This window comes from Sphingomonas faeni (genome assembly GCF_040407565.1).
Lineage (GTDB): Bacteria > Pseudomonadota > Alphaproteobacteria > Sphingomonadales > Sphingomonadaceae > Sphingomonas > Sphingomonas faeni_F.
Genome location: NZ_JAPZPR010000008.1, coordinates 1 through 19,939 on the forward strand (window position 1 = coordinate 1; position 19,939 = coordinate 19,939).

The following is a 19,939-nucleotide window of genomic DNA, read 5'->3' on the forward strand; positions in this document are numbered from 1 at the left end:
CGTGAGCTGGGTTCAGAACGTCGCGAGACAGTTTGGTCCCTATCTGCCGTGGGCGTCGAAATTTGAGAGGAGTTGACCCTAGTACGAGAGGACCGGGTTGAACATACCTCTGGTGTACCAGTCGTTCCGCCAGGAGCGCAGCTGGGTAGCTATGTATGGACGGGATAACCGCTGAAAGCATCTAAGCGGGAAGCCTCCCTCGAGATAAGATTTCATAGAGCCGTCGGAGACCACGACGTTGATAGATCGGATGTAGAAGTGCGGTAACGCATGGAGCTAACCGATACTAATTGCTCTATTCGCGCTTGAGAGTCTCACACCATCAATGACAACACTGGGTCACCAGTAGCGACAAACGATGCGTGCGGATGATTAAGACGACGCCAGATTGCCAATCCCCTCGCCGTCGAGGGATTGGTCACAAAATACCACTAACCTTGCACGGTATCGATTTTAAAACCCCGCCAACGCGAAAGCCGCGGCGGGGACCCAGATATTACGCGCACGCATGTCGCACTGGCTCCATTGCCTGGTGGCTATAGCGTCGGTGTCCCACCCGATCCCATTCCGAACTCGGCCGTGAAACCCGACTGCGCCAATGGTACTATCGCTCAAGCGATGGAAGAGTAGGTCGTCGCCAGGCATTGAAGCCCGTGCAACATGCATCACGCACTATATCACAAACCCATTCACAATTTCTTCTACCCAACGCACGCTAGCCGTGCCGTCGCGGGGTGGAGCAGCCCGGTAGCTCGTCAGGCTCATAACCTGAAGGTCACAGGTTCAAATCCTGTCCCCGCAACCATCTTAATCTGCAACGCCTCCAAGGGAACACCCGCGGAGGCTTTTTGCGTTTCTGATCGGCACAGAGCGACAGCATCGAGGCAAGCTCGCCGTGCAGATCGATAGCGAGATTACCGTCCTCCGGCGTCAGCACCACCGCATCGATGAGCGCCCGCAACCGTTCGAACGCCCGCAACCGTTCGAACGCCCGCGCCTTTAGCGCTTCGTCCTGGGACGGTGCAGTTAGCTGTTCAACCTTCTCCCGATACACGCGGCCCAGGTCCAGAATAAGCAGCCCAGGCTGCGGGAAACCATCTGTGTGACTTACTGTTGGGCGAGCAGGATCTTGCGCCGCTCGGGCCAGATTTTCATTTTCGCCACAAACACTATCCCATCCACGCCTTTGAGGATGGCGTGCCGGTCGCGCGCCAGCAGACGCGCGAGGCCCAGCGCGAGATCGTGGAGCGGGGAGGGCGGATGCGACAGCATCTACGCCACTTGGGCAGCACGGCATCGCCCCGACTCCAACCGTCCCACCTAGTTACGAGAAGGCATCGGCAGGCCACCGTCTGCTGATCTACCGCTGTTCCTACTGGTGGAGAACGAACCGGCTGCTTTCGAGCGACGATCAACGGAGACCAGCCGCTCGTTCATAACCATCCGAACGGTAAAGCCTCTCTGTTCAGGCGATCACGATCATTTGGTTCTTCATGCTATTCAAGGCGCCGATCGACGATCCGTCGCGCCAATCGTTCGTATTGGGCAGCCGAGGCGGGGTTACTCGCTCCGCGGAAGCGGTCGGCCGTGGCACGGGCTGCGGCCTCGGCGTCCTTGAAGACGAGATCATCCTGTTCGGTATGCAGGCAATCCTGCGAGATAGCGTGCAGCGCCGCATCGAAACCCGCGGGGACCATCCTGTTGCCGCTCCGCAGCATCAGTAGCGCATGGGCCGGCATCCTGCGTCGCATCCGCCCGACAAAGAAGAAGTGGGGCTCGCCGGTTCCCGCCCGCAGAACGCCCAAGCCATCCGCCCTCCCGTATCGCACTCGCTGGGCCAGGGCGCGGGTGTGACGTCGACGTCGTTCGGCCACAGCCCGTCCCGCCGCAAGCACCCGTGCCTGCGCATGCCGTGCTGCGAGACACAGTGCTGCAGCGGTCATTCCGAATCCACGTCGGCGCCTCGCTCGCGCATGTCCTATCATGCGGAAATCTCGGGCTGGTTCGGAGAAAATAGCGCGTCGAGGGGCGTCATCTCGGCGAGATCAACCGTTTCGGGACGCAACACCACAGCGATGTGCGGTGGTAGATACCAGAGGAGCATCCTGACCTGCGGCTCGATCTGGGTCGCGTCCGGAAAGTCTTCCCGCCGACGATCGATCATGAGCGAGCGGGGCGCCGCCGCGCTTGGATCGACCAGCAGGGCGATTCGCGGATCCGTGATCCCCCACCCGCGGGTCAGATGATGGTGGAGGGCGCGCGCGGTGTGAGGCGGGAGGATCGCAGCGGTAGGCCTGCCGATCAGCACCTCGTGATCGCGGGTCGCGACCAGTCTGCCCGGGTCGGTGGCATCCTGCACGAACACGGGATCGACGGCGTCCGCCACGTCCTGCCGGTCGAGCGGGTCGCCGTCCCACCCATCAAAGCGCAGCAGCGAGTCGATCACGCCCATCGACAGCACGTATTCCGGCTCGTTCGCGTCCGGCGAGGCGAAGATGGCGGCGCCGAACCCCCGCTCGACCAGCAGCTGCGCTTGGTTGGCGAGCGCGTTGCTGTCGAACGGCGTGCCGGGATGGGGCAACTGGAAGCGGCCGTAGACGAAGCCATCCGGTCCTTCGAAGAAAGGCGGGTCGCCGATCTCCATCGATGCGTTCCAGGCGCTGGCGAAGAATGCGGCGTTCCAGGCCCTGTCGCGGCCGCCGCGGGGAACCTCGAACAGCTGATGCAAGCGGCTGGTCAAGCCGAGATCGAACATCCTGTCGCGATCGACGGCGAACCCGGCGCCCGCTTCTTCAGGTGCGGAAAAGCTCGGCGAAGCGGTTTCACCCGGCCTTTCCATACCGAACAGCTTTCGCCACCCCAAGATCGTACCTCCACCCGTTGCAGCCTATCAATCGCCCTAGGCCGGCGAGGTTCCACCTTCGCCCGACGCCGACACTCCATGTTCCACCATCTCGCGGCATAGTTCATCACCATCGCGCTCGGCGGCGTAACGCACGTGCCGGTCGGTGACGACCGTCGTGGCAACGGCGTCGTCGCCGAAGCGGTTTGAAGGCTTGTCGTATCGATGGCCGGCGTCGCATCGCGGACAGCAGGCGTGCAGGTTCTGGATGATGCGAGCCCGAGGCGTCAAATTTTGCGAACGTTTTAGAAGGGGCGAACTCTGCGAATGCCTCATTCGCGTATGCAGCGAAGAGCGCGTCGGCGCGAACCAACGCCTCCGGCCCAAGCGGGGCGACGCACCAACCGCATGGCCAAGTCGCGACCAAAGCGTGCTTGCGCCGCGCTGTGCGCTTTTCGGCTATCGCCTCGAACGGCAGGAGGAATGGGATCGACAAGATGTACAGCCTACCGCAGCAGCGGCGATCAGCAGCGCTCTGGCGATCTTGGACCGGCTTGTCATCTGGGCGAAACGGGGTGGGCGGGTGGATGTTCCGGCACATGCGGCTTGCAGGTGCCGCGCGATCGGGTAGGCTGATGCTATGGAGGACGCCCGCTCTTTCGCCATCGCCGCTCACGCCGGGCAGCTGTACGGCGGCAAGCCTTACGAGACCCATCTGGCGGCGGTCGTTCAGGTGCTGGACGATTTTGGCTTCGGTGAGGAGTATTGTCAGGCGGGGTGGCTGCACGATGTGGTCGAGGATACGCCGATCGAGCTGGCCGAGATTCGGTCGCTCTTTGGCGATGCGGTGGCGGCGATGGTCGATGCCGTCAGCGGGATCGGACCGACTCGCGAGGTTCGGAACGCGCGGATCTACGGGGGACTGAAGGCCTGCCCGGCAGCCGCGGCGGTGAAGCTGGCGGACCGGATCGCGAACGTGGAGGCGGCACCGGCAGGAAGCGAGCATCGCGCGCGATACCGGCGTGAAGCGGATGAATTCGAAGCGGTGGTCCGGCCGTGCGTGCCGCCTGCTATGTGGTCGAGGCTGGAACGGGCACTTGCGTGACCCCCGACCGAACCGATCGTGGCCGATCGCGGCCCTTTCTCTCGTAGTGTCGGTCCTGGGTTTCTGGTCGGGCTCTGCAATTGCCGGCAATCTGCCGTTTGTCGGCTGCCCCTCCGACGGGCAGCAGGGGCCGCTGCGCTCCCCTAAGTCCCGCCCAACGCCCACCGTATTGGGCAACGATGCCGCAAGGCTGGCCTATTACGCCATGGAGGACGGCACCGGCGTGATCGCACCGCGCGGCTGGCGCTGCTTCGGTCGCTACGGCTCCAACGGATCGACGCTGACGGTGGCGCCTGCTCCGGATGCCTGGGCGGTGCACAGTGGCAAGTCGCACTATGTCGGATTGGCAGTCATCCGATCGACATCGTTCGGGTCGACATCCGGCCGGTTCGAGGTGGCGGCCTTTGCCGCGCGGCTGTTCCCAGTGGCCGCCAAGTTCGTTTCGGAGATCGAGGGTGAGGGAAGCTCTAACTCATTTCCGCGCGGCGTGCCCCCCGCCGATCGCATCGCACGGCGTGGCGATTACGAGGTCCTGTTCACCACCCCGGCAAAGGCGAGCGGCACTGGTACCCGTGGGCATCTTGCACCTGGCGCGCTGCCGATCGACGGCGTCGCAATCCTCGCCGCGGATCAGGACCATGACTTGGACACCATGGACGCGCGCCTGCCAGCCGCGATCAGGCCGCTGGTTGCACACATCATCAAGCAGATGGAACGAGAGGTTGGCGCCGACAATCGCCGTTCCGGTGGGTAGAAAGCTGTCATGCTCGTTCTGAGCTTCATCGCCTACCCGCTGCTGATGGCGGTCCTTGCGCTGCTGGTGCGGACCGTGCGACCGGATTGGCGGACGATGAAGATCGTCGTGCTGACCAACCTGCCGCTTCCAGTCTGCGCAATGGTGATCGCGGGACTCGGTGTTGCCAGCATCGGCCCCGCCCCGCCCGGTGAGATGGATGCGAGCGGCATGGCGGTTGTGGTGTACCTGATGCTCGGCATGTTCGCCGCCTTCTGGATGCTGGTACTCGGCATGCCCGCTAGCTGGGTGGCGCTGCACTGGACGCGGCGCAGAGGCTAGAAGGGGGATCCGCAACTCTCGTTCTGCTAGGGCCGCGCTATCCCTGTAGCAACAGAACGTGCTGCGAAGGATGTTGCAACTGTTGGCAACCATCTACCGAGGATCCTCCAGGCAACCGAAAGGCACATCGCCGTGAATGGACGCGTCATTTCAATGCCGTCACCTCTTTCCGCCGCAAGAAAGAAAATCCAGCCTGCCGCGGCTAGGCCGGTCGGGCGATGGTGACGGCGTCGCCGCCGTGGCGGCGCTTCGACGCGGCGTTTACCGGCCCGCGCCCGGTGCTTCGGCAGGGTGATCCGGGCATCGACGCGGTCTGGCTACGGCGCCGGCGACTGGGCGAGATCGGGGCCGCGCTCTGGTCGGTGATGGTGCCGGTGCTGTTGGGGATGGGCTTTTTTTCAGCGTGGGGGCCGTTCGGCTGGGCGGCGACGTGGCAGCTTGACGTCTTCGGTTTCAACAGTGCGATCTGGTTGACCATACCGTTGTTGCCGCTGGCGTTCCTGCCCGCCTTGGTCGCACGGGTCGTGCGCATTGGCGTCGACACGCCGGTCCTTCTGGGGATACGGCAATCGTTCGATGCGCGATGGGGCCCGCGTATCGAGGAGGAAGGCGGCGTTCGCGCAATCTTCCGCCGGAGGCGGCGGGTCGCAAAATGGCTTACAGTAGTGGGCGCAGCCGCGCTCGTCATCTTTGCTGGGAAGGGGTGGTACGATGCGACGTCGCCGCACGCGCCCTTGACGGAGGTCGGCTATGCCCAGCTGGCGGACACGCCTGGGGCTCTCCCCGCCGCCGTCCGGGTGGCTGGCGCCGTTGCCGACCGCTCACGCGAGTGGACCCATGCCTACACCGTCCGCCGGGTCACGCACCAGGACGTATACTATCCGCTGCTACCGGTAGGGGGGGCGGCATCGGGGCCCGTCGCGATTGTCGAGATGAGCTCGATTTCACCTCAATACGATCGGGCCATCTGGAACATGGTTGACCCACCCGGTCCGCGCGAAGGCATGCCGGTGCCGATCGACGCTTGGACCGCGGGGCGGTTGCGCGCGGCCGGCTTTCAGCTGGCGCCCGGCGCCGTCGTGCTGGAGCGGCGACAGCTGAACGGCCGTGACCCTTACCCTGACCCGATAACCGACATGGTGTTGGCAATCATCGCCGCGTCGGTCACCCTCGTGTCAGCGCTGACGTGGTGGGGAGCGCGGCTGGGCGAACGCAGGCTCGGCACCTAATCTGCGCTGGAGTCACTTCGTATAGAGCTTGCTAAGCCGTGCAGCCGGGGCCTGCAGAACGCAATTCAGGAGAACATGCCGTCTCACGTCTTTCCGCCCTGATATTCGGCAATCCTGGCTTCCCGTGCGCGTTAGGGCTGGTCGTACGACGGAAGGGCAGCAAGTCTTTACATTCGCCGCCGGTCGCATAGGTTTTTACAGGACAGGAGGGTGATACGTGACATCGATGAACGGCGTTGCCACGCCATTAAAGATCGCCTTTGCGGAGGCTCGTGCGGACGGCCGCGATTTGAGCGGAGTGCTGCCGGTCTTAGTTCGCTCGCCGCTGTTCGTGGTGGCGAACGATAACGGTGCCCGGCTCGAGCTCTACATCACGAAGTCGCCGGTTCCCGATCGTATGTGCGTGACGATCAGCGAGAGCAGGGAGGCGATGGCCCAGGTGCCGGCGCATCTCGTTCATCCGGTCACGATCGATCGGTTGCTGGCTGGTATTATCGGCGTCTGGGACATCGTGATCGTCTATCCCGATGGCGGCGACGTACTGCAGGCTGAATACGTGCCCGACCTCCGCGCAATGGTAGATAAAACGTCGTAAGGTACTGACAGGGGCGCTTGCTGCCCGGCTGCTAAGATGAACGCCCTGCGCTGCCTTGTCGGAAGTGCACGGTCAAAGCGGTAGAATCGAACTTGGGTGACGACCGGGCCCCGTAGCTGCACATCGGCAAGGAATGACCGTTTGGGATCGTGGCGGTGTCAGAGCCGATCGGTCTTCACCTTCCTCACCTCCAGGGGGTATATCCTGCTGCCGATTTGGTGGCTCCAGCTGAAGACTTTGCCCTCCGACCAAGCGATTGCCAATGCCCTCGCTGCTGCTAGGCTGGACGCGTGAATGAGCGCCTTTCCACCATCGCAATCTGGCTGCTGACGGTTGCGGCGTACCTTGCACGCCCATGGTCGTGCATGGCTGCGCTGCAGCTTGAGGTTACACCGCCCGGCGATCCCTATCACAGCATAGACCCGCACGGTTTCGGCGTGCTCGGCGCGATGGTTATCGCGCTACTGATGATGGCTCCGGTACTATGGCTGCTGCTACAGCGTCGCCCGCCGGATGTCGCGCCGAGGGTCCGGATGGGACGTACGACCGCAGTGATGCTCGTGATCGCAACTCCGATGGTGCTCCAGATCACGTATCTCAACATGCCTCTCGAATGGTGCTGGCCTGTGATCGCCACGTCGGCCGTCTGGGCGGGGGTCGTGCTGACGCTGTGTCTCCGTACGGCGCCCGGATCGCTGTCGGTGCATGCTGCATTCGACCGTTTCCCGCGAACCGCATGGACGTTTGTGACCATGATCGGCGTTGGCAAAGTCGCAATAATCGCGCTGGCGATCGCCTGATGGTGGTCTTGCGCATGCTCCCGATCGGCTTGGCTTTGGTGGTGGCCGGCTGCTGCGGGGGGAAGCGTTGCCCGCCACGGCCAAGCCGCAGATGCAGGCGTTCGGCAGCGATGTAGAACTACGCGCGTTTTCGGTCCGCCGGGCCGCATACCGGCGCCTGCATCCACGCTCCGAGCCCAAATAGTATAGCCCGATGTCGACGAGGCCACGCCTGTGCCGCCGATGGCGCCCGCACCTGCTGCCGAACGCGCGCAACCCGGCATAGCCAACATCCAGGAAGCGATGTCGACGAGGGCGGGATCGTCAAAGTTCACGGCAACCATTTGATCGTATTGCGGCGCGGACGGCTATTAACCGTTGCGGTCGGCGACCGATCAATGGTGCGAGGCATCTGCCACGGCGCTCTGAAGTTACTTCGCGATGGAGGAACCGCTCGCCGGTCGGCCGCATTGGCGAGCTATGAGCCATGGGCAAGTTGCCAGCGAGGCTCGCGGCACCGGAGTGCCGATCCTGCGTCAGCTTCACCCGCCGGGTCCGGTAGGGATGCGCGACTGCCGTGATCGAGCGCGGCGCGCCACCTGACGCTGGTCGCGCGATGCCAGGATGGCAAAATACCGGACGTCTCGCCTGCGTCCTGATCACCGAACCATGCGGCATTGGCGAGTAAGCCGGGTGACCGAGGGCGCTAGATCGTTACATGACTAAAGGGTCACGGCGAAAACAAAGCTTTGTAGCGCGCCTCCGCTGCAATTGCGTGATCCGGCGTCGATCCGGACGCTCACGGCTGCGGTCGCTGCTGGCCATAGGCCCACATGCTGGTCATGGTCACGTTGCGGCCGAAGTGCCGGCCAACGGTCGTGCTCAGCGTGTCTGGAAGCGATGCCTGTCCCCCCGGGCGCCGCCAATAGAAGGTTCGAAAATTCGGGTTTTCGCTGGACATGAACGGAGGGCCGAAGCGGGAGCGAAGCTGACGGGCGAGCGCGCCGCCGACCGCAAGCAGGGTGGCGGGCGACTCATCCTTCTCCCAGCGATTGCCGAAGTTCACCACCGCCAACCTGCGACCTTCGATGAGGTCGAGGAAGAACAGGCTGATCCGCATCGGCCTGTCGGGCGCTTCGTAACACGGCGGCTCATCGCCGTGGTTGAGCGGATCGACCAGCAGCATGTGCTCGCTCGTACAGGGAACCTGGACATATCCGTGCTGCCGAAGCGCCGCTTCCACCTGCCGCGGCGACATCAGCGGGGCGATGCCGTCGATCGCCGCGCCCGTCCATTCAGGGCGTGTATCGACCGGTGGCGCGGGCTTGCCGTGGCAGCCGGACAATGCCAGCGCGACTGGCAGCAGCCATGGCGATTGCACGCCCCATCCTCTTGCTCCACCGGTGGTCACGGGATCAGCCTCAATCACTAGCAGGGAAGGGAACGCTACCCACCTCAACGAGAATGGCCCACTCGCCTTTGGACGTGCAAGGGACCAACTCATTCCACGCAGTCAGGCGCAGCAGTTTGCCATATCGGATTGCGGGGGCGGCGCGGAGCGACAGGATCCCGTCGCCGGACGCATTCGGTCCGCCCGGTCGGGCCAGAGAGCCGCAAGCGTCCCGGTCGTGGTTGCCGCCGAAACGAACGGTGACCATCTCGGCGCGTGGCAAACTCCACATGGGCATCGCCGGCACCGCGCCCAGCGGGATCAGCTTGGTGCAAGAGGTCATCAGCGGCTCCTCGTTCAGGCACGCCGATCGACCGACGTGCCAGACGCTAGGACTGAGCGGCGTTAAGGCCAATCCGCTGCGTTGGACAGCATGCTCGAAGGCCGCGTTGGCGGTGACGTCGCGGCTAGCGTGCGACCAGCTGCATCGACGAGTCGGTGGTCGAGGCTGGCCGCGCTGCGCGCGGCTTCGCGTCGCCGGATCGCCGTGGTGACACCGTGCGCGCCGTCGTCGCCGCCGTCGATCAGCGCCTGCGTTTCGGTGGCGATGCGGTGGTCGAGTTGCTGTTCGAGCGCTTCGTGCGTCGTTTCATAGCGGATTTAAGTGTTTCTGTATGAGTTGGAGCAGTTGGCGGTCTACGGCAGATCCAGATTGTCACTTTCGCCTTCCGGGGCGGACGTGCTGGGCAAATCAAATCCGACCGCGTTGCCGGCGGCGTTGCGGGCGGCGCCAATCGAGCCGCGAGCTGCATCGGCGTGGACGGCGGTACGTGAATCCTTCATCTCGCCGGTAGACGTCACATCCTCAGCGGCCGGTCATAGCCCGTGAGTTCCAGATACCCCCGGCCGCCGCGGGTGCGTACCGCGCCTTCCCAATAGACCGGCATGCCGCTGCGCCGCGTGTCGAGTTCCTGGGCGGCGAACATCGGTGTCAGGCGCCAGCGTTCGATGCGGCCGTCGATGCGGACGCGAAGTTCCTGCGACACCGGATAGGTCGCGCCGGTCGCCGTGCTCCGCCAGGTCGCGAGCGTGCGGAAAGCGACGTCGTGGGGCGCGAAAACGACCGTCGTGCCGTTCGGTCGGCGGAGCGATCCACCCGCCCACAGCGTACCGCCACCCTTGCGGCGAATGCGGAATGCCATCAGCGCGGATCCGTCGTCGAGGTTCAGCCCGGTCCAGTCCCAGCCCTGCGCATCGGGTGCCAGATAGTCGGACGACCATTCGCGATCGAGCCAAGCTTCGCCGGTGACAGCGATGGTTCGGCCGCCCCGCCGTACCCGACCACCGACCGTGAGATGGGGGAGCGAATAGTAATAGCTTGCCTGGTCCGGACGTGGCCCCTTGCGACTGTAGCCGCCCTGACCCTGGGGTAGCGGCGGTTGCGTCGAACGGAAGTTGAGCGCCAGTGCGAAATCCTGCGTCGTCACCTGCGTCGCCCAGGATCCACCGGGAGACCGCCGCAGTCGCCAGTCTCGGATCGCGACGTCCGCGTCGCCGGTCCGTGCGCCTGCGAGGCCAAAGCCTTGCCGCGCGGCGCGTTCGCCGTGCAGCAGCGTACCCTTGGCGGCATCGGACAGAGCGGCATGTGCGAACAGCACTTGCGTCGCGGTGAAGCGGCTCGGGTTGCGCGCGTCGATCGGCGGGCGGGTGCGGAAGAAGGTGACCTGAAAGCCGAGGTTCTCGCCGGTTGCCGTGCGCAGCCAGCCGGTGACGTACCACCATTCGGTGCGGAACGCCGGATGCGCGCCGTGGTCGACGGGGAAACGAAGCGTCATCCCCGGGTGCACCGCGGGATAGGGGGTCGCGGCGGGCGCGGCGATCGCGATCGTCGCCAGCCAGCCGAGCATCTGTGACCGCCACAGCATCTGTGATCGACGCAGCATCACCAATCCTCCCGTACCGAGCGCACGGCGCTCTTCGCGGTCGCGCGCCGCCCGGCGAGGACTGCGGTAGCGGCGGCTGACGCAGTTAATGCCGCCGCCACGCCGAGCAACGTACCGTACGGGATCCGCGTGCTCATCGTCCAGTTGAACGACTGCGGATTGATGACGTGGATCAGGACCTGCGACAGGACGAGACCGAGCCCGATCCCCGCGAGTGCGCCGGTTAGCCCGATGATCGCGCCCTCGACACCTAGCATCCGCGTCAGTTGCGCGCGCGTCAGGCCAAGATGGCGCAGCATCCCGAATTCACGTTCGCGCGCTATCGTCTGCGCCGACATGGTCGCGGCGACGCCAACAAGCCCGATGACTATGGCCACCGCCTCCAGCAGGTATGTCACCGCGAAGCTGCGGTCGAAGAGCGTGAGCGCGAGCCGACGCAGCGTCGCCGGCTGGCCGATCTCGACCTGATCGCGCAGGTCGACCGGAAGCCGCGCCCGCAACGCCTCGGCAACGCGGGCGGGGTCCTGGCCGTGCACGATCATCGCGGAGACCTCGTTGCGTCCCTCGTCGCCGGTAAGCCGCTGATAATCGCCTTCGTCGATCAGCACCGCGCCGGCCTGCCGCCCGTAGTCGCGCCAAACGCCGGCGATCGTGAAGGCGGTGCGGCCGGCGATGGGCAGCGTGATCGTCTCGCCCGGATCCCAGTCGTAGAGTCGGTGGGCGGGTTCCGATACCCAGACCGGCAGCGTATCCGCCGGCAGCGTCGGTGCGCGGTCGATCAGAACCAGCAGGGGGTCGCGGCCGCCGCGTTCGGGCCGGGCGATCAGGCTGATCGGGGGACGGGCGGCATCGACTGTCAGGGGGATCTGGCGGCTGAACGCGAGGTCGGCGACGCCCGGCGTCGCAGCGAGTCGGGTGCGGGTCGCGGGATCGAAGCTCGCGCCGGCGGTGGTGCGCAGATAGAGGTCCGCGCCCAGCACCTGGCCCAGCCATGTGTCGACCGCGCCGCGAAAGCTGGTGACCATCGTCGCCATCGCGATCATCAGCGCGGTTGAGGCGACGATGCCGCACAATGCCGTCGCGGCTTCGCCCGGGGCGCCGTACAGATGGCGGATCGCAAGTTGGCCGGGCACGCTCCCGCGCGTTCGCCTCGCCAGCGGCTTGAGGAGCGCGCGCGCGAACCAAGGCACGCCAGCGACACCACCCGCAAGCATCAGCGCCATGCCGGCAAAGCCGAACAACGGCAGGCCAGCGATCGGTGGAAGCAGCGAGGCCGCGCCGCCGACGAGCAGTAGGGCGACCGCTGGCCACCATGGCGACGGCTTCCGGGGATCGAGCATGTCGCCAGCGTTCTTGAGCGCCGCGGCGGGGGCCGCGCGCGCGGCCAGCCTTGCGGGCAGCGCGCTCCCGAGCACCGCGGCGAGCAGGCCGAGCGCGAAGAACCCGAACGCGGCGCTGGGCTGGAAAACGACACGTGTGTTTCCGCCGGTAAAATAACCGGCCCCCAGATCGCCGCCGAACCAGTGCAGCGCCGCCCAGGCCAGCGCATAGCCGGCGGCAAGGCCAGCAGCGGCGCCGACCACGCCGATGACCAGCCCTTCGACGACGACCGCCGCGACGACGCCGGTGCGCGGCATGCCGAGCGTCCTGAGCAACGCGAACGCACGCTGCCGTCGCACCACCGAGAGCGACTGTGCGGAATACACCAGGAAACCGCCGGTCAGCAGTGCCACCAGCGCCAGCATGTCGAGGTTCACGCGGTACGCGCGCGACAGGGCATCGCCCTGCGCGTTCTGCGTCTCGGCCGTCGACAGAATCGCGTCGGCTGGGAGCATGGCGCGCAGCGCCGCATCCGCCGTGTCGCGGTCCGACAGCGACAGATCGAGCCGGTCGATGCGGCCCAGCCGTCCGAAGCGCCACTGCGCCGCGGCGATGTCCATGACGCCAACCGCGACGGCATCGTCGATCGCCGGCAGGGTGCCCGCGATTCTGAGGCGTACGGTTCGACCGTTCGCGACGATCGTGCGCTCCGTCCCGAGTTTAGCGCCTGTCTGTGCCAGCGCCGCGCGCGACAGGAACAGCGCGGCCTCGTCGAACACCGCGTCGTTACCCGAGTCGGGGCCGCTAGGCCGGATGCCGATCAGCGACGGCGTCACCGACGCGGCTCGGATCACGTCGATGCCGAGCAACGTCAGCGGGGTCTTGCCGATGCGAGCGTCGAGGCGGACGACCGGGCTGGCGTCGGCGACGCCAGCGGCGCGCACCACGCGCGGATACAGGCGTTCGTCGAAGCCGAGCGGGCTCGCTGCTCGCACCGACAGTTCCGCCGCGCCGCTGACGCCGCGCATTGCGCCATCGAACGACGCGAGCGCCGACCCGTTGACGAGGTGGACCGCGAAGCCGAGCGCCACGCCGACCGCGATCGCGATCGCGGTCGTGGCGAAGCGCGCCGGATGGAACCGCCACTCGCCGCCGATCAGCCACGCTAGTGCCGTCCGTCCGGACCACAGGCCGGGCTCAGCGGTCACGGCGCTCCACCAGCCCGTCGCCCGTCAAGGTCAGGACGCGGTCGGCGATTGCGGCGCTCGCGTCCGAATGCGTGACCATGATGCCCGCCGCACCGTTACCGCGCACGGCGTCTGCAAACAGCGACAGCACGCGGGCGGCGGTGTCGCGATCGAGATTGCCGGTGGGCTCGTCGGCCAGGATCAGCGCGGGACGGTGCACCAGCGCGCGAGCGATCGCAACGCGCTGCAGTTCGCCGCCGGACAAGTCGCGGGCATAGCCATCGCCGCGCCCGGCCAGGCCGACCAGGTCCAACATCGCCTCTGCACGCGCCTCGGCCACGGCGTGGTCCGGCGATACGAGGGCAAGCGGGAGAGCGACGTTCTGGCGCAGCGTCAGATACGGCAGGATGTGGAACGCCTGGAACACGAAGCCGATCCGTTCGCGACGCAGCCGGGTCCGGCCGGTTTCGTCGAGCGTGGCTAGAAGCGTACCGTCGATGCCGACGCTGCCCTCGTCGGCGTCGTCGAGCCCCGCAAGGATGTTGAGCAGCGTCGATTTGCCGACGCCGGATTCTCCCACGATCGCGATCAGTTCCCCGGCGCGGACTTCGAGATCGAGGCCATGGAACAGCCTGCGTGGCCCCGGCACCGATTTGCCAAGCCCGCGGACGACCAGCAGAGGGACGGTCTCACTCATGCTGAACCCGTGCCGGAGGTTGGATGGCGCTGCAAGGCCGTCGTTGGGCGGTCTGTGGATCGTCCGTATCGAGAATGCTGGAACAGCCGGGTGGGGTCGAGTGAATGGGTACGATAACGACGATGCTCGCGCCGGCTCGATCTGCATTTCAAAACGCGGTTCTTCTTGGAAAGCCAGCTAACTGCAGACGTTACCCATGCGTTGCCCGCCGCAGTTGGCGCTGCAGCCAGTCTCCTGTGCGCAGTCTTTGCGATCCTGTAGCGGGTACGACTATGGTGATTATGTCGAAGATTGCGGCAGCGATCATCGTCGCAGCAGATATGCGTCGACAAACGCGCAATCTCGGGCAACGCTGGCCGGACACAGCGCGTTCAGGATGGAACGTCGCGATCGCCACGAAACAGGCGACGATCGGGCATCGAACCCAGAACGCGAACGGGCTGCCGTCAGCGCTTATCCGAACTCCTCCATCGCTTGTTGCCAGCCGCGCCGGTCTTGAGGCAGGCAGCGAACCACCAGCGTCATGACGCGATGCGCCATGCCCGCAGTCATGCGAGCGACAGTCCGGTAGCGGCGCCAAGCGCAGGCGCTAGCAACCGGACTACCGCAACCCCGCCCGTCGTCAGGCGATAGGCGGAGCGTGGCGGGCACCCTTGCTGGGTAGGCTCGCGCCATCAAGGCTCGACCAACCCCCGCTCGGTCATCCGCATGAGCCAGGAATACAGCGCTGCCGGCGAAAGACCCGTGTCGCCATTCCGTTGCGCACCATACGCGACCGATGCGCAAATTCGGATCGAGTCATCGGCGCGGACGCGTGTCGCGTAGGATCCCCGTGCGGTTCACTCCCCCCGATTTCGATCAGGTCGATGTCGGGCCACGAAGAGTTGGAGCCTATACGCGCTTCTTCGAACTGGTGCGGTCGACCGCGGCCTGCCATTCGCCCATTAGAAGCTTGCGCTCGTCGCCCTTCATCGTCGGGCCGAAAATACGGTCCTCTTTCCACGCGGCGGCGATATCTGCAGGGCCATTCCATATCCCAACCGCCATGCCGGCCAGGAACGCTGCCCCCGCCGCGGTCGTCTCGATGTTCGCGGGCCGGACGACGTCGGTGTCGAGCATGTCGGCCAGGAACTGGCAGAACCAGTCGTTCGCCGCCATGCCACCGTCGACGCGGATCTGGCGGGCATCGCGCGCGCCGTCCGCGACCATCGCGTTCATCAGGTCGGCGGTCTGGTAGGCGACCGATTCGAGCGCGGCGCGGGCGATGTGCGATCCGGTCGCGGCAAAGGTGAGCCCGGTGATGCTCGCGCGCGCGTCCGGATCCCAGTGCGGGGCGCCGAGGCCGACGAACGCCGGCACCATGTACACGCCGCCATTGCCGTCGAGCTTGGTCGCCATGTCGTTGGTGTCCGCGGCACGGTTGATCAGCCCAAGCCCATCGCGCAACCACTTCACCGCCGCCCCCGCGACGAAGATCGACCCCTCCAGCGCATAGGTGATCTCGCCGTCGAGCTGATAGGCGATCGTCGTGAGCATGCCGTTCTTGCTCGTCACCGCCTCCTTGCCGGTGTTGAGCAACACGAAGCAGCCGGTGCCGTAGGTCGACTTGGCGTCGCCGCGCTCGAAACAGGCCTGGCCGACCACCGCGGCCTGCTGGTCGCCCGCCATGCCACCGATCGGGACCGCCTTGCCGAGCAGGTCCGCCGTGGTCTCGCCGAAGATCGTGCTGTTGTTCTTCACCTCGGGCAGCAGGCTCTCGGGGATGTCGAGCATCCGCAGCATGTCGGGGTCCCAGGCACCCTTGTGGATGTCGAACAGCAGCGTGCGCGAGGCGTTCGATGCGTCGGTCGCATGCACCTTGCCGCCGGTCAGCCGCCACAACAGGAAGCTGTCGATCGTTCCGAAAGCGAGCTCGCCGCGCTCGGCGCGGGCGCGGACGCCGTCGACGTTGTCGAGGATCCACTTGAGCTTGGTGCCCGAGAAATACGGGTCGAGGATCAACCCGGTCCGCGCGCGCACCAGCGGTTCGTTGCCGTCCGCCTTCAACTCGGCACACAGCTTGGCGGTGCGCCGATCCTGCCAGACGATCGCGTTGTGGACGGGCTTGCCGGTCTTGCGATCCCACACCACCACCGTCTCGCGCTGGTTGGTGATGCCGATCGCGGCGACCTTGCCGCCGTCGGCCTCGGCGGCTTCCTTGAGCGTCGCGACGGCGTCGCGCCAGATATCCTCGGCGTCATGCTCGACCCAGCCCGAGTGCGGATAATGCTGCGCGAACTCGCGGCGCACGGTCTGGCGCGGTACGCCGTCCGTGTCGAACGTCATGCTGCGGGTCGAGGTCGTACCCTGGTCGATCGCCAGGATGATGGTGTCGGTCACGCCTTAACTCTCCTAAATCAATCCGGCACTTTTGCGGGCCATCATTGCGGACCAGCGGCAGGCCTGTCACGCGGCAGGAAGGGGCGGATCAGCAGGTGCTGCGCACCGCCGCCGATCACCGCGCCGATCAGCGGTCCCACGATCGGCGCCCACCAGTAATTGCCGACGCCGGGAAACGCGGATTTGTCCCATCCCATCAGCCACGCGAACGTGCGGGGCCCGAGATCGCGCGCGGGATTGATCGCCCACCCTTCCAGATAGCCCATCGACGCACCGATCACCGCCACCAGCAGGCCGATCACGATCGCGCCGAAATTGGCCTGCGGGGCCATCGTGTTGAACTCGTCGGTGATCGCGAAGATTCCGAAGATCAGGATCGCGGTCAGGATGATCTCGTCGATGAATCCCTTCATCGTCGTCACCGCGAGGCCGGGTGCGGTAAAGAACACGCCGGCCGCGCCGCCATCGGCGCGCGCGACGTTCTGCGCCGCGTTGAAGTGATCGATGACGTTGTAATACAGCGCGTAGACGATCGCCGCGCCAAGGAACGCGCCGACCAGTTGCGCGCCCCAATAGGGCAGGACCTTCTTCCACGGAAACCCGCGATACAATGCGAGCGCCAGCGTCACGCCCGGATTGGCATGCGTGCCGGACACCGCGCCGGTGACGTAGATCGAGATCGACACCGCCATGCCCCACGTCATGCAGACGCCCCAATATGCGGTCTTGTACGGGCTCGGATCGTACAGCGTGTACATCGCCGCCACGGACAACCCGAATGTCATCACGATGAAGATCGCGACCGCCTCGGAGATCAACTCGCCGAGGAAAGCCTTTGCTTGGGAGTCCATGGTGTTTCGTCCCTCAGCAAGCCAATGATCTTCAACCGTCGCGAGAACGGGAGTTCGGCAAGCCGATCCCCCCACGAGCGCTGATGGCCACAGAGTATCGTGCTGGCAGTGCGACGCAAGCCACTATGCCGCTGCGCGCGGTAGACGCGCACCTCGCTCAGCCTGTCGGCGTTGCTACTCCCGCGATCGTGGCGCAGTTTTCGCTGATGGAACAAAGCATTGACGATTCGATACTCGCCTACGGCACGGTTCTGGATCGCCGCGGACTCATGATGGGCAGCCTTCTGACTTTAGCGGTTGGCAGCCCGATCTGCGCCAAGATGGCGGCGGCGGGCTCGCATATCGACGGGCTGATCTCGCGCATGACGGTCGAGGAGAAGGCGGGGCAGCTGTCGTGTTTCAACGACGAGGTCAGACCGGTCGGCGCGGTGTTCAATCCGGTCGTCAATGCACAAGGCGCCGAGGCGCAGCTTGCCGCGATCCGGGCCGGGCGCATCGGCATGCTGTTCAACGGCTACGGCGTCGCCGGTGCGCGTCGCGCGCAGGATGCCGCTCTAGCCAGCCGTTTGAAGATTCCCCTGCTGTTCGCCGCCGACGTGATCCACGGATGTCGGACGATCTTCCCGATCCCGCTCGCCGAAGCGGCTGCGTTCGATCCCGACCTTTCCGAACGGGCGGCGCGGGCGGTTGCGCGCGAGACTGCGGCCGGCGGGCTGCACTGGACGTTCGCGCCGGTCGTCGATGTCGCCCGCGATCAGCGGTGGGGCAGGGTGGCCGAAGGGGCTGGCGAGGATGTTTATCTGAACCGCCTGCTTGCCGCCGCGCGCGTCCGAGGATTCCAGGGGCCGGATCTGAGACTGGCCGATGCGGTGCTGGCGACACCCAAGCATTTCGCGGGGTATTCGGCGGTTCGCGGCGGCATGGAATATGCGGCAGTCGATATGTCCGACGCGGAATTGCGCGAGACGTTCCTGCCGCCGTTCGCCGCCGCTTTCGCCGCAGGTGCAATGGCGACAATGGCCTCGTTCACCGACGTCGGCGGCATCCCGGCCACCGCCAACCGTCATCTGTTGACCGATATCCTGCGCGGGGATCTCGGTTTTTCCGGCGTCTGCGTGTCGGATTACGACGCCGATCGCGAACTGATCGCGCACGGCATCGCGCGCGACGAAGCCGATGCGGCGCGACTGGCGATCCTCGCCGGGATCGACATGTCGATGCAAAGCGGCCTGTTCAACGCTCACCTGCCGGCGCTGGTCGCGGCGGGCGCGGTGCCGATGGCGCGCGTCGACGAAGCCGTGCGGCGCGTGCTCGGGCTCAAGGCAAAACTCGGGCTGTTCGACGACCCGTATCGATCGCTGGACCTTGCGGTCGAGCGCCGCGAGACGCAGAGCATCGCGGTCAGAACCACCGCGAGGGACGTCGCGACCCGCGCCATCGTCCTGCTCAAGAACGCAGCGGATATCCTGCCGCTGCGCCGTGATACGCGGATCGCCCTGATCGGACCGTTCGGGCGGGACACCGCCAATCTCAACGGACCCTGGTCGTTCGCCGGAAAAGCCGACGGGATCGATCTCGCGACGGGCCTTGCGCGGTTTACCGACACCCTGTCGGTCGAGCCAGGTTCTGCGGTCGATGCAGCGATACCCGGCGGCATCGATCGGGCGGTACGCGCGGCACGATCGGCCGACGTCGTCCTGCTGGCGATCGGTGAAGCCGGCGATATGTCGGGCGAGGGCAACAGCCGCGTGGAGATCGTCGTGCCCGCCGCGCAACAGGCGTTGGCGGAAGCCGTCGCCGCCACCGGCAAGCCGATCGTCGTCGTGTTGCGGCACGGTCGGGCATTGGCGCTTCACGGCGCCGTTCGCGATGCCAACGCCATCCTCGCGACATGGTTTCTCGGCGAAGCGACGGGTCACGCCGTCGCCGATATCCTGTTCGGCCGCTGCGAGCCGCGAGGACGTCTGCCCGTCAGTTTCCCGGTCGCTACGGGTCAGCAGCCGTGGAGCTACGACCATCGCCCGACGGGACGGCCTGCGCCCGTCGGCGAGCCGATGAAACCGGGAGCGGCGCATTGGCGCGATGCAGCCGATGCACCGCTCTACGGCTTCGGTCACGGCCTGTCCTACACCCGATTTCTGCTCTCCGATCTCGTGGTCAGGTGGCGCGGGCCGAGCGTGATCGAGCTGACGGTGGTGGTTGCCAACATCGGTGAGCGCGACGGCAGCGCGCTGGTCCAGCTCTACATAAGGGACCGCGTGGCAAGCCGGACCCGTCCGGTGCGGCTGCTCAAGCAATTCCGTTGGGTGGCCGTGGCGAAGCATGAGAAGACGCGCGTAACGCTGTCGCTGTCCCGCGACGAACTGGCGCTTGTCGCGGCGGATGGCACGTGGCGCGTCGAGCCGGGGGACTTCGACCTGTGGGTCGCGCAGTCGAGCGATGACTCCGGTCTGCATGGCGAAATCACGGTCGATAAGTGACGACTGTGGTCATATCGCCACAGTAAGCAATTGTTTCGCTTACCAAATAGCAATCGTTCAATAGATC

21 protein-coding genes, 1 tRNA gene and 2 rRNA genes are annotated in these 19,939 nt (G+C 65.7%); 12 read left to right on the forward strand and 12 right to left on the reverse strand.

The window, feature by feature from the left end; all coding sequences use genetic code 11:
• From O6Y00_RS16370 to O6Y00_RS16380, 3 genes are all read left to right on the forward strand, one after another.
• Nucleotides 1-309 (forward strand): 23S ribosomal RNA (locus O6Y00_RS16370); the annotation flags it as partial.
• A 219-nt stretch (nucleotides 310-528) separates the two neighbouring features.
• Nucleotides 529-643, forward strand: a 5S ribosomal RNA gene (gene rrf / locus O6Y00_RS16375).
• A gap of 85 nt (nucleotides 644-728) precedes the next feature.
• Nucleotides 729-805: transfer RNA gene (locus tag O6Y00_RS16380), tRNA-Met, on the forward strand.
• On the opposite strand, the gene O6Y00_RS16385 is transcribed toward O6Y00_RS16380, so the two are convergent.
• The 4 genes from O6Y00_RS16385 to O6Y00_RS16400 all read right to left on the reverse strand — a co-directional run bounded on the left by O6Y00_RS16385 (nucleotide 776) and on the right by O6Y00_RS16400 (nucleotide 2,755).
• Entirely contained in the window at nucleotides 776-1,054 is a 279-nt protein-coding gene (locus tag O6Y00_RS16385) for a hypothetical protein (protein WP_353443671.1), read from the reverse strand. The two genes, O6Y00_RS16380 and O6Y00_RS16385, sit on opposite strands and share 30 nt — an antisense overlap.
• Nucleotides 1,055-1,107: 53 nt before the next feature.
• On the reverse strand, nucleotides 1,108-1,272 hold the full coding sequence (locus O6Y00_RS16390; protein ID WP_353443672.1) for a hypothetical protein: 165 nt from the start codon (nucleotides 1,270-1,272) through the stop codon (nucleotides 1,108-1,110).
• A 224-nt stretch (nucleotides 1,273-1,496) separates the two neighbouring features.
• Nucleotides 1,497-1,805 (reverse strand): hypothetical protein, encoded by a 309-nt coding sequence (locus tag O6Y00_RS16395; protein WP_353443673.1) that lies wholly within the window; start codon nucleotides 1,803-1,805, stop codon nucleotides 1,497-1,499.
• A 176-nt stretch (nucleotides 1,806-1,981) separates the two neighbouring features.
• Nucleotides 1,982-2,755, reverse strand: a complete 774-nt coding sequence (locus O6Y00_RS16400; RefSeq protein WP_353443674.1) for a hypothetical protein — start codon at nucleotides 2,753-2,755, stop codon at nucleotides 1,982-1,984.
• 727 nt (nucleotides 2,756-3,482) lie between these two features.
• On the opposite strand from O6Y00_RS16400, the gene O6Y00_RS16405 reads away from it, so the two are divergent.
• The 6 genes from O6Y00_RS16405 (at nucleotide 3,483) to O6Y00_RS16430 (ending at nucleotide 7,646) form a co-directional block, all read left to right on the forward strand.
• Nucleotides 3,483-3,947, forward strand: a complete 465-nt coding sequence (locus tag O6Y00_RS16405; protein WP_353443675.1) for an HD domain-containing protein — start codon at nucleotides 3,483-3,485, stop codon at nucleotides 3,945-3,947.
• 46 nt (nucleotides 3,948-3,993) lie between these two features.
• Nucleotides 3,994-4,701, forward strand: a complete 708-nt coding sequence (locus O6Y00_RS16410; protein WP_353443676.1) for a hypothetical protein — start codon at nucleotides 3,994-3,996, stop codon at nucleotides 4,699-4,701.
• A 9-nt stretch (nucleotides 4,702-4,710) separates the two neighbouring features.
• The gene (locus O6Y00_RS16415) at nucleotides 4,711-5,022 is read left to right on the forward strand and encodes a hypothetical protein (RefSeq protein WP_353443677.1); all 312 of its coding nucleotides are present in this window, start codon (nucleotides 4,711-4,713) and stop codon (nucleotides 5,020-5,022) included.
• Nucleotides 5,023-5,240: 218 nt separating this feature from the next.
• Nucleotides 5,241-6,251 (forward strand): hypothetical protein, encoded by a 1,011-nt coding sequence (locus O6Y00_RS16420; RefSeq protein WP_353443678.1) that lies wholly within the window; start codon nucleotides 5,241-5,243, stop codon nucleotides 6,249-6,251.
• Between the two features lie 217 nt (nucleotides 6,252-6,468).
• Nucleotides 6,469-6,846: a hypothetical protein gene (locus O6Y00_RS16425; protein ID WP_353443679.1), complete on the forward strand. Its 378-nt coding sequence runs from the start codon at nucleotides 6,469-6,471 to the stop codon at nucleotides 6,844-6,846.
• A 290-nt stretch (nucleotides 6,847-7,136) separates the two neighbouring features.
• A complete protein-coding gene (locus O6Y00_RS16430; RefSeq protein WP_353443680.1) occupies nucleotides 7,137-7,646 on the forward strand; it encodes a hypothetical protein in 510 nt (169 codons plus the stop codon).
• Between the two features lie 778 nt (nucleotides 7,647-8,424).
• Here the strand turns inward: O6Y00_RS16430 and O6Y00_RS16435 are convergent.
• Both O6Y00_RS16435 and O6Y00_RS16440 read right to left on the reverse strand, forming a co-directional pair.
• The gene (locus O6Y00_RS16435; protein WP_353443681.1) at nucleotides 8,425-9,006 is read right to left on the reverse strand and encodes a hypothetical protein; all 582 of its coding nucleotides are present in this window, start codon (nucleotides 9,004-9,006) and stop codon (nucleotides 8,425-8,427) included.
• Nucleotides 9,007-9,046: 40 nt separating this feature from the next.
• Nucleotides 9,047-9,358, reverse strand: a complete 312-nt coding sequence (locus O6Y00_RS16440) for a hypothetical protein (protein ID WP_353443682.1) — start codon at nucleotides 9,356-9,358, stop codon at nucleotides 9,047-9,049.
• A gap of 155 nt (nucleotides 9,359-9,513) precedes the next feature.
• Here O6Y00_RS16440 and O6Y00_RS16445 point away from each other — a divergent pair, with 155 nt between their 5' ends.
• Nucleotides 9,514-9,693 (forward strand): hypothetical protein, encoded by a 180-nt coding sequence (locus O6Y00_RS16445; RefSeq protein ID WP_353443683.1) that lies wholly within the window; start codon nucleotides 9,514-9,516, stop codon nucleotides 9,691-9,693.
• Nucleotides 9,694-9,711: 18 nt separating this feature from the next.
• Here O6Y00_RS16445 and O6Y00_RS16450 read toward each other — a convergent pair whose 3' ends face one another.
• Genes O6Y00_RS16450 through O6Y00_RS16465 form a run of 4 tightly spaced genes read right to left on the reverse strand, consistent with a single transcriptional unit; the run spans nucleotide 9,712 to nucleotide 14,162 of the window.
• Complete coding sequence (locus O6Y00_RS16450) at nucleotides 9,712-9,858, reverse strand: hypothetical protein (protein WP_353443684.1); 147 nt, start codon at nucleotides 9,856-9,858, stop codon at nucleotides 9,712-9,714.
• A gap of 14 nt (nucleotides 9,859-9,872) precedes the next feature.
• Nucleotides 9,873-10,958, reverse strand: coding sequence for a lipocalin-like domain-containing protein (locus tag O6Y00_RS16455; RefSeq protein WP_353443685.1), 1,086 nt, complete (start codon nucleotides 10,956-10,958; stop codon nucleotides 9,873-9,875).
• Nucleotides 10,958-13,486, reverse strand: coding sequence for an FtsX-like permease family protein (locus tag O6Y00_RS16460; RefSeq protein WP_353443686.1), 2,529 nt, complete (start codon nucleotides 13,484-13,486; stop codon nucleotides 10,958-10,960). The genes O6Y00_RS16455 and O6Y00_RS16460 overlap by 1 nt, the downstream gene beginning before the upstream one ends.
• Nucleotides 13,476-14,162, reverse strand: coding sequence for an ABC transporter ATP-binding protein (locus tag O6Y00_RS16465; protein WP_353443687.1), 687 nt, complete (start codon nucleotides 14,160-14,162; stop codon nucleotides 13,476-13,478). The genes O6Y00_RS16460 and O6Y00_RS16465 overlap by 11 nt, the downstream gene beginning before the upstream one ends.
• A gap of 281 nt (nucleotides 14,163-14,443) precedes the next feature.
• Between O6Y00_RS16465 and O6Y00_RS16470 the strand changes: the two genes are divergently transcribed.
• Nucleotides 14,444-14,689, forward strand: coding sequence for a hypothetical protein (locus O6Y00_RS16470; protein ID WP_353443688.1), 246 nt, complete (start codon nucleotides 14,444-14,446; stop codon nucleotides 14,687-14,689).
• Nucleotides 14,690-15,053: 364 nt separating this feature from the next.
• On the opposite strand, the gene glpK is transcribed toward O6Y00_RS16470, so the two are convergent.
• Nucleotides 15,054-16,541, reverse strand: a complete 1,488-nt coding sequence (gene glpK, locus O6Y00_RS16475) for a glycerol kinase GlpK (RefSeq protein WP_353443689.1) — start codon at nucleotides 16,539-16,541, stop codon at nucleotides 15,054-15,056.
• A 41-nt stretch (nucleotides 16,542-16,582) separates the two neighbouring features.
• Entirely contained in the window at nucleotides 16,583-17,392 is an 810-nt protein-coding gene (locus O6Y00_RS16480; RefSeq protein ID WP_353443690.1) for an MIP/aquaporin family protein, read from the reverse strand.
• 206 nt (nucleotides 17,393-17,598) lie between these two features.
• Between O6Y00_RS16480 and O6Y00_RS16485 the strand changes: the two genes are divergently transcribed.
• Nucleotides 17,599-19,872, forward strand: coding sequence for a glycoside hydrolase family 3 N-terminal domain-containing protein (locus O6Y00_RS16485; protein WP_353443691.1), 2,274 nt, complete (start codon nucleotides 17,599-17,601; stop codon nucleotides 19,870-19,872).
• The last annotated feature ends 67 nt before the right edge of the window (nucleotides 19,873-19,939 follow it).

Excerpts from the sequence above, each read along its gene's own strand:
- O6Y00_RS16390 (WP_353443672.1), bottom strand. The coding sequence starts at position 1,272 with ATGCTGTCGCATCCGCCCTCCCCGCTCCACGATCTCGCGCTGGGCCTC.
- O6Y00_RS16400 (WP_353443674.1), bottom strand. The coding sequence starts at position 2,755 with ATGTTCGATCTCGGCTTGACCAGCCGCTTGCATCAGCTGTTCGAGGTT.
- O6Y00_RS16405 (WP_353443675.1), top strand. The coding sequence starts at position 3,483 with ATGGAGGACGCCCGCTCTTTCGCCATCGCCGCTCACGCCGGGCAGCTG.
- O6Y00_RS16415 (WP_353443677.1), top strand. The coding sequence starts at position 4,711 with ATGCTCGTTCTGAGCTTCATCGCCTACCCGCTGCTGATGGCGGTCCTT.
- O6Y00_RS16420 (WP_353443678.1), top strand. The coding sequence starts at position 5,241 with ATGGTGACGGCGTCGCCGCCGTGGCGGCGCTTCGACGCGGCGTTTACC.
- O6Y00_RS16440 (WP_353443682.1), bottom strand. The coding sequence starts at position 9,358 with ATGACCTCTTGCACCAAGCTGATCCCGCTGGGCGCGGTGCCGGCGATG.
- O6Y00_RS16450 (WP_353443684.1), bottom strand. The coding sequence starts at position 9,858 with ATGAAGGATTCACGTACCGCCGTCCACGCCGATGCAGCTCGCGGCTCG.
- O6Y00_RS16455 (WP_353443685.1), bottom strand. The coding sequence starts at position 10,958 with ATGCTGCGTCGATCACAGATGCTGTGGCGGTCACAGATGCTCGGCTGG.
- O6Y00_RS16465 (WP_353443687.1), bottom strand. The coding sequence starts at position 14,162 with ATGAGTGAGACCGTCCCTCTGCTGGTCGTCCGCGGGCTTGGCAAATCG.
- O6Y00_RS16470 (WP_353443688.1), top strand. The coding sequence starts at position 14,444 with ATGTCGAAGATTGCGGCAGCGATCATCGTCGCAGCAGATATGCGTCGA.
- O6Y00_RS16480 (WP_353443690.1), bottom strand. The coding sequence starts at position 17,392 with ATGGACTCCCAAGCAAAGGCTTTCCTCGGCGAGTTGATCTCCGAGGCG.
- O6Y00_RS16485 (WP_353443691.1), top strand. The coding sequence starts at position 17,599 with ATGGAACAAAGCATTGACGATTCGATACTCGCCTACGGCACGGTTCTG.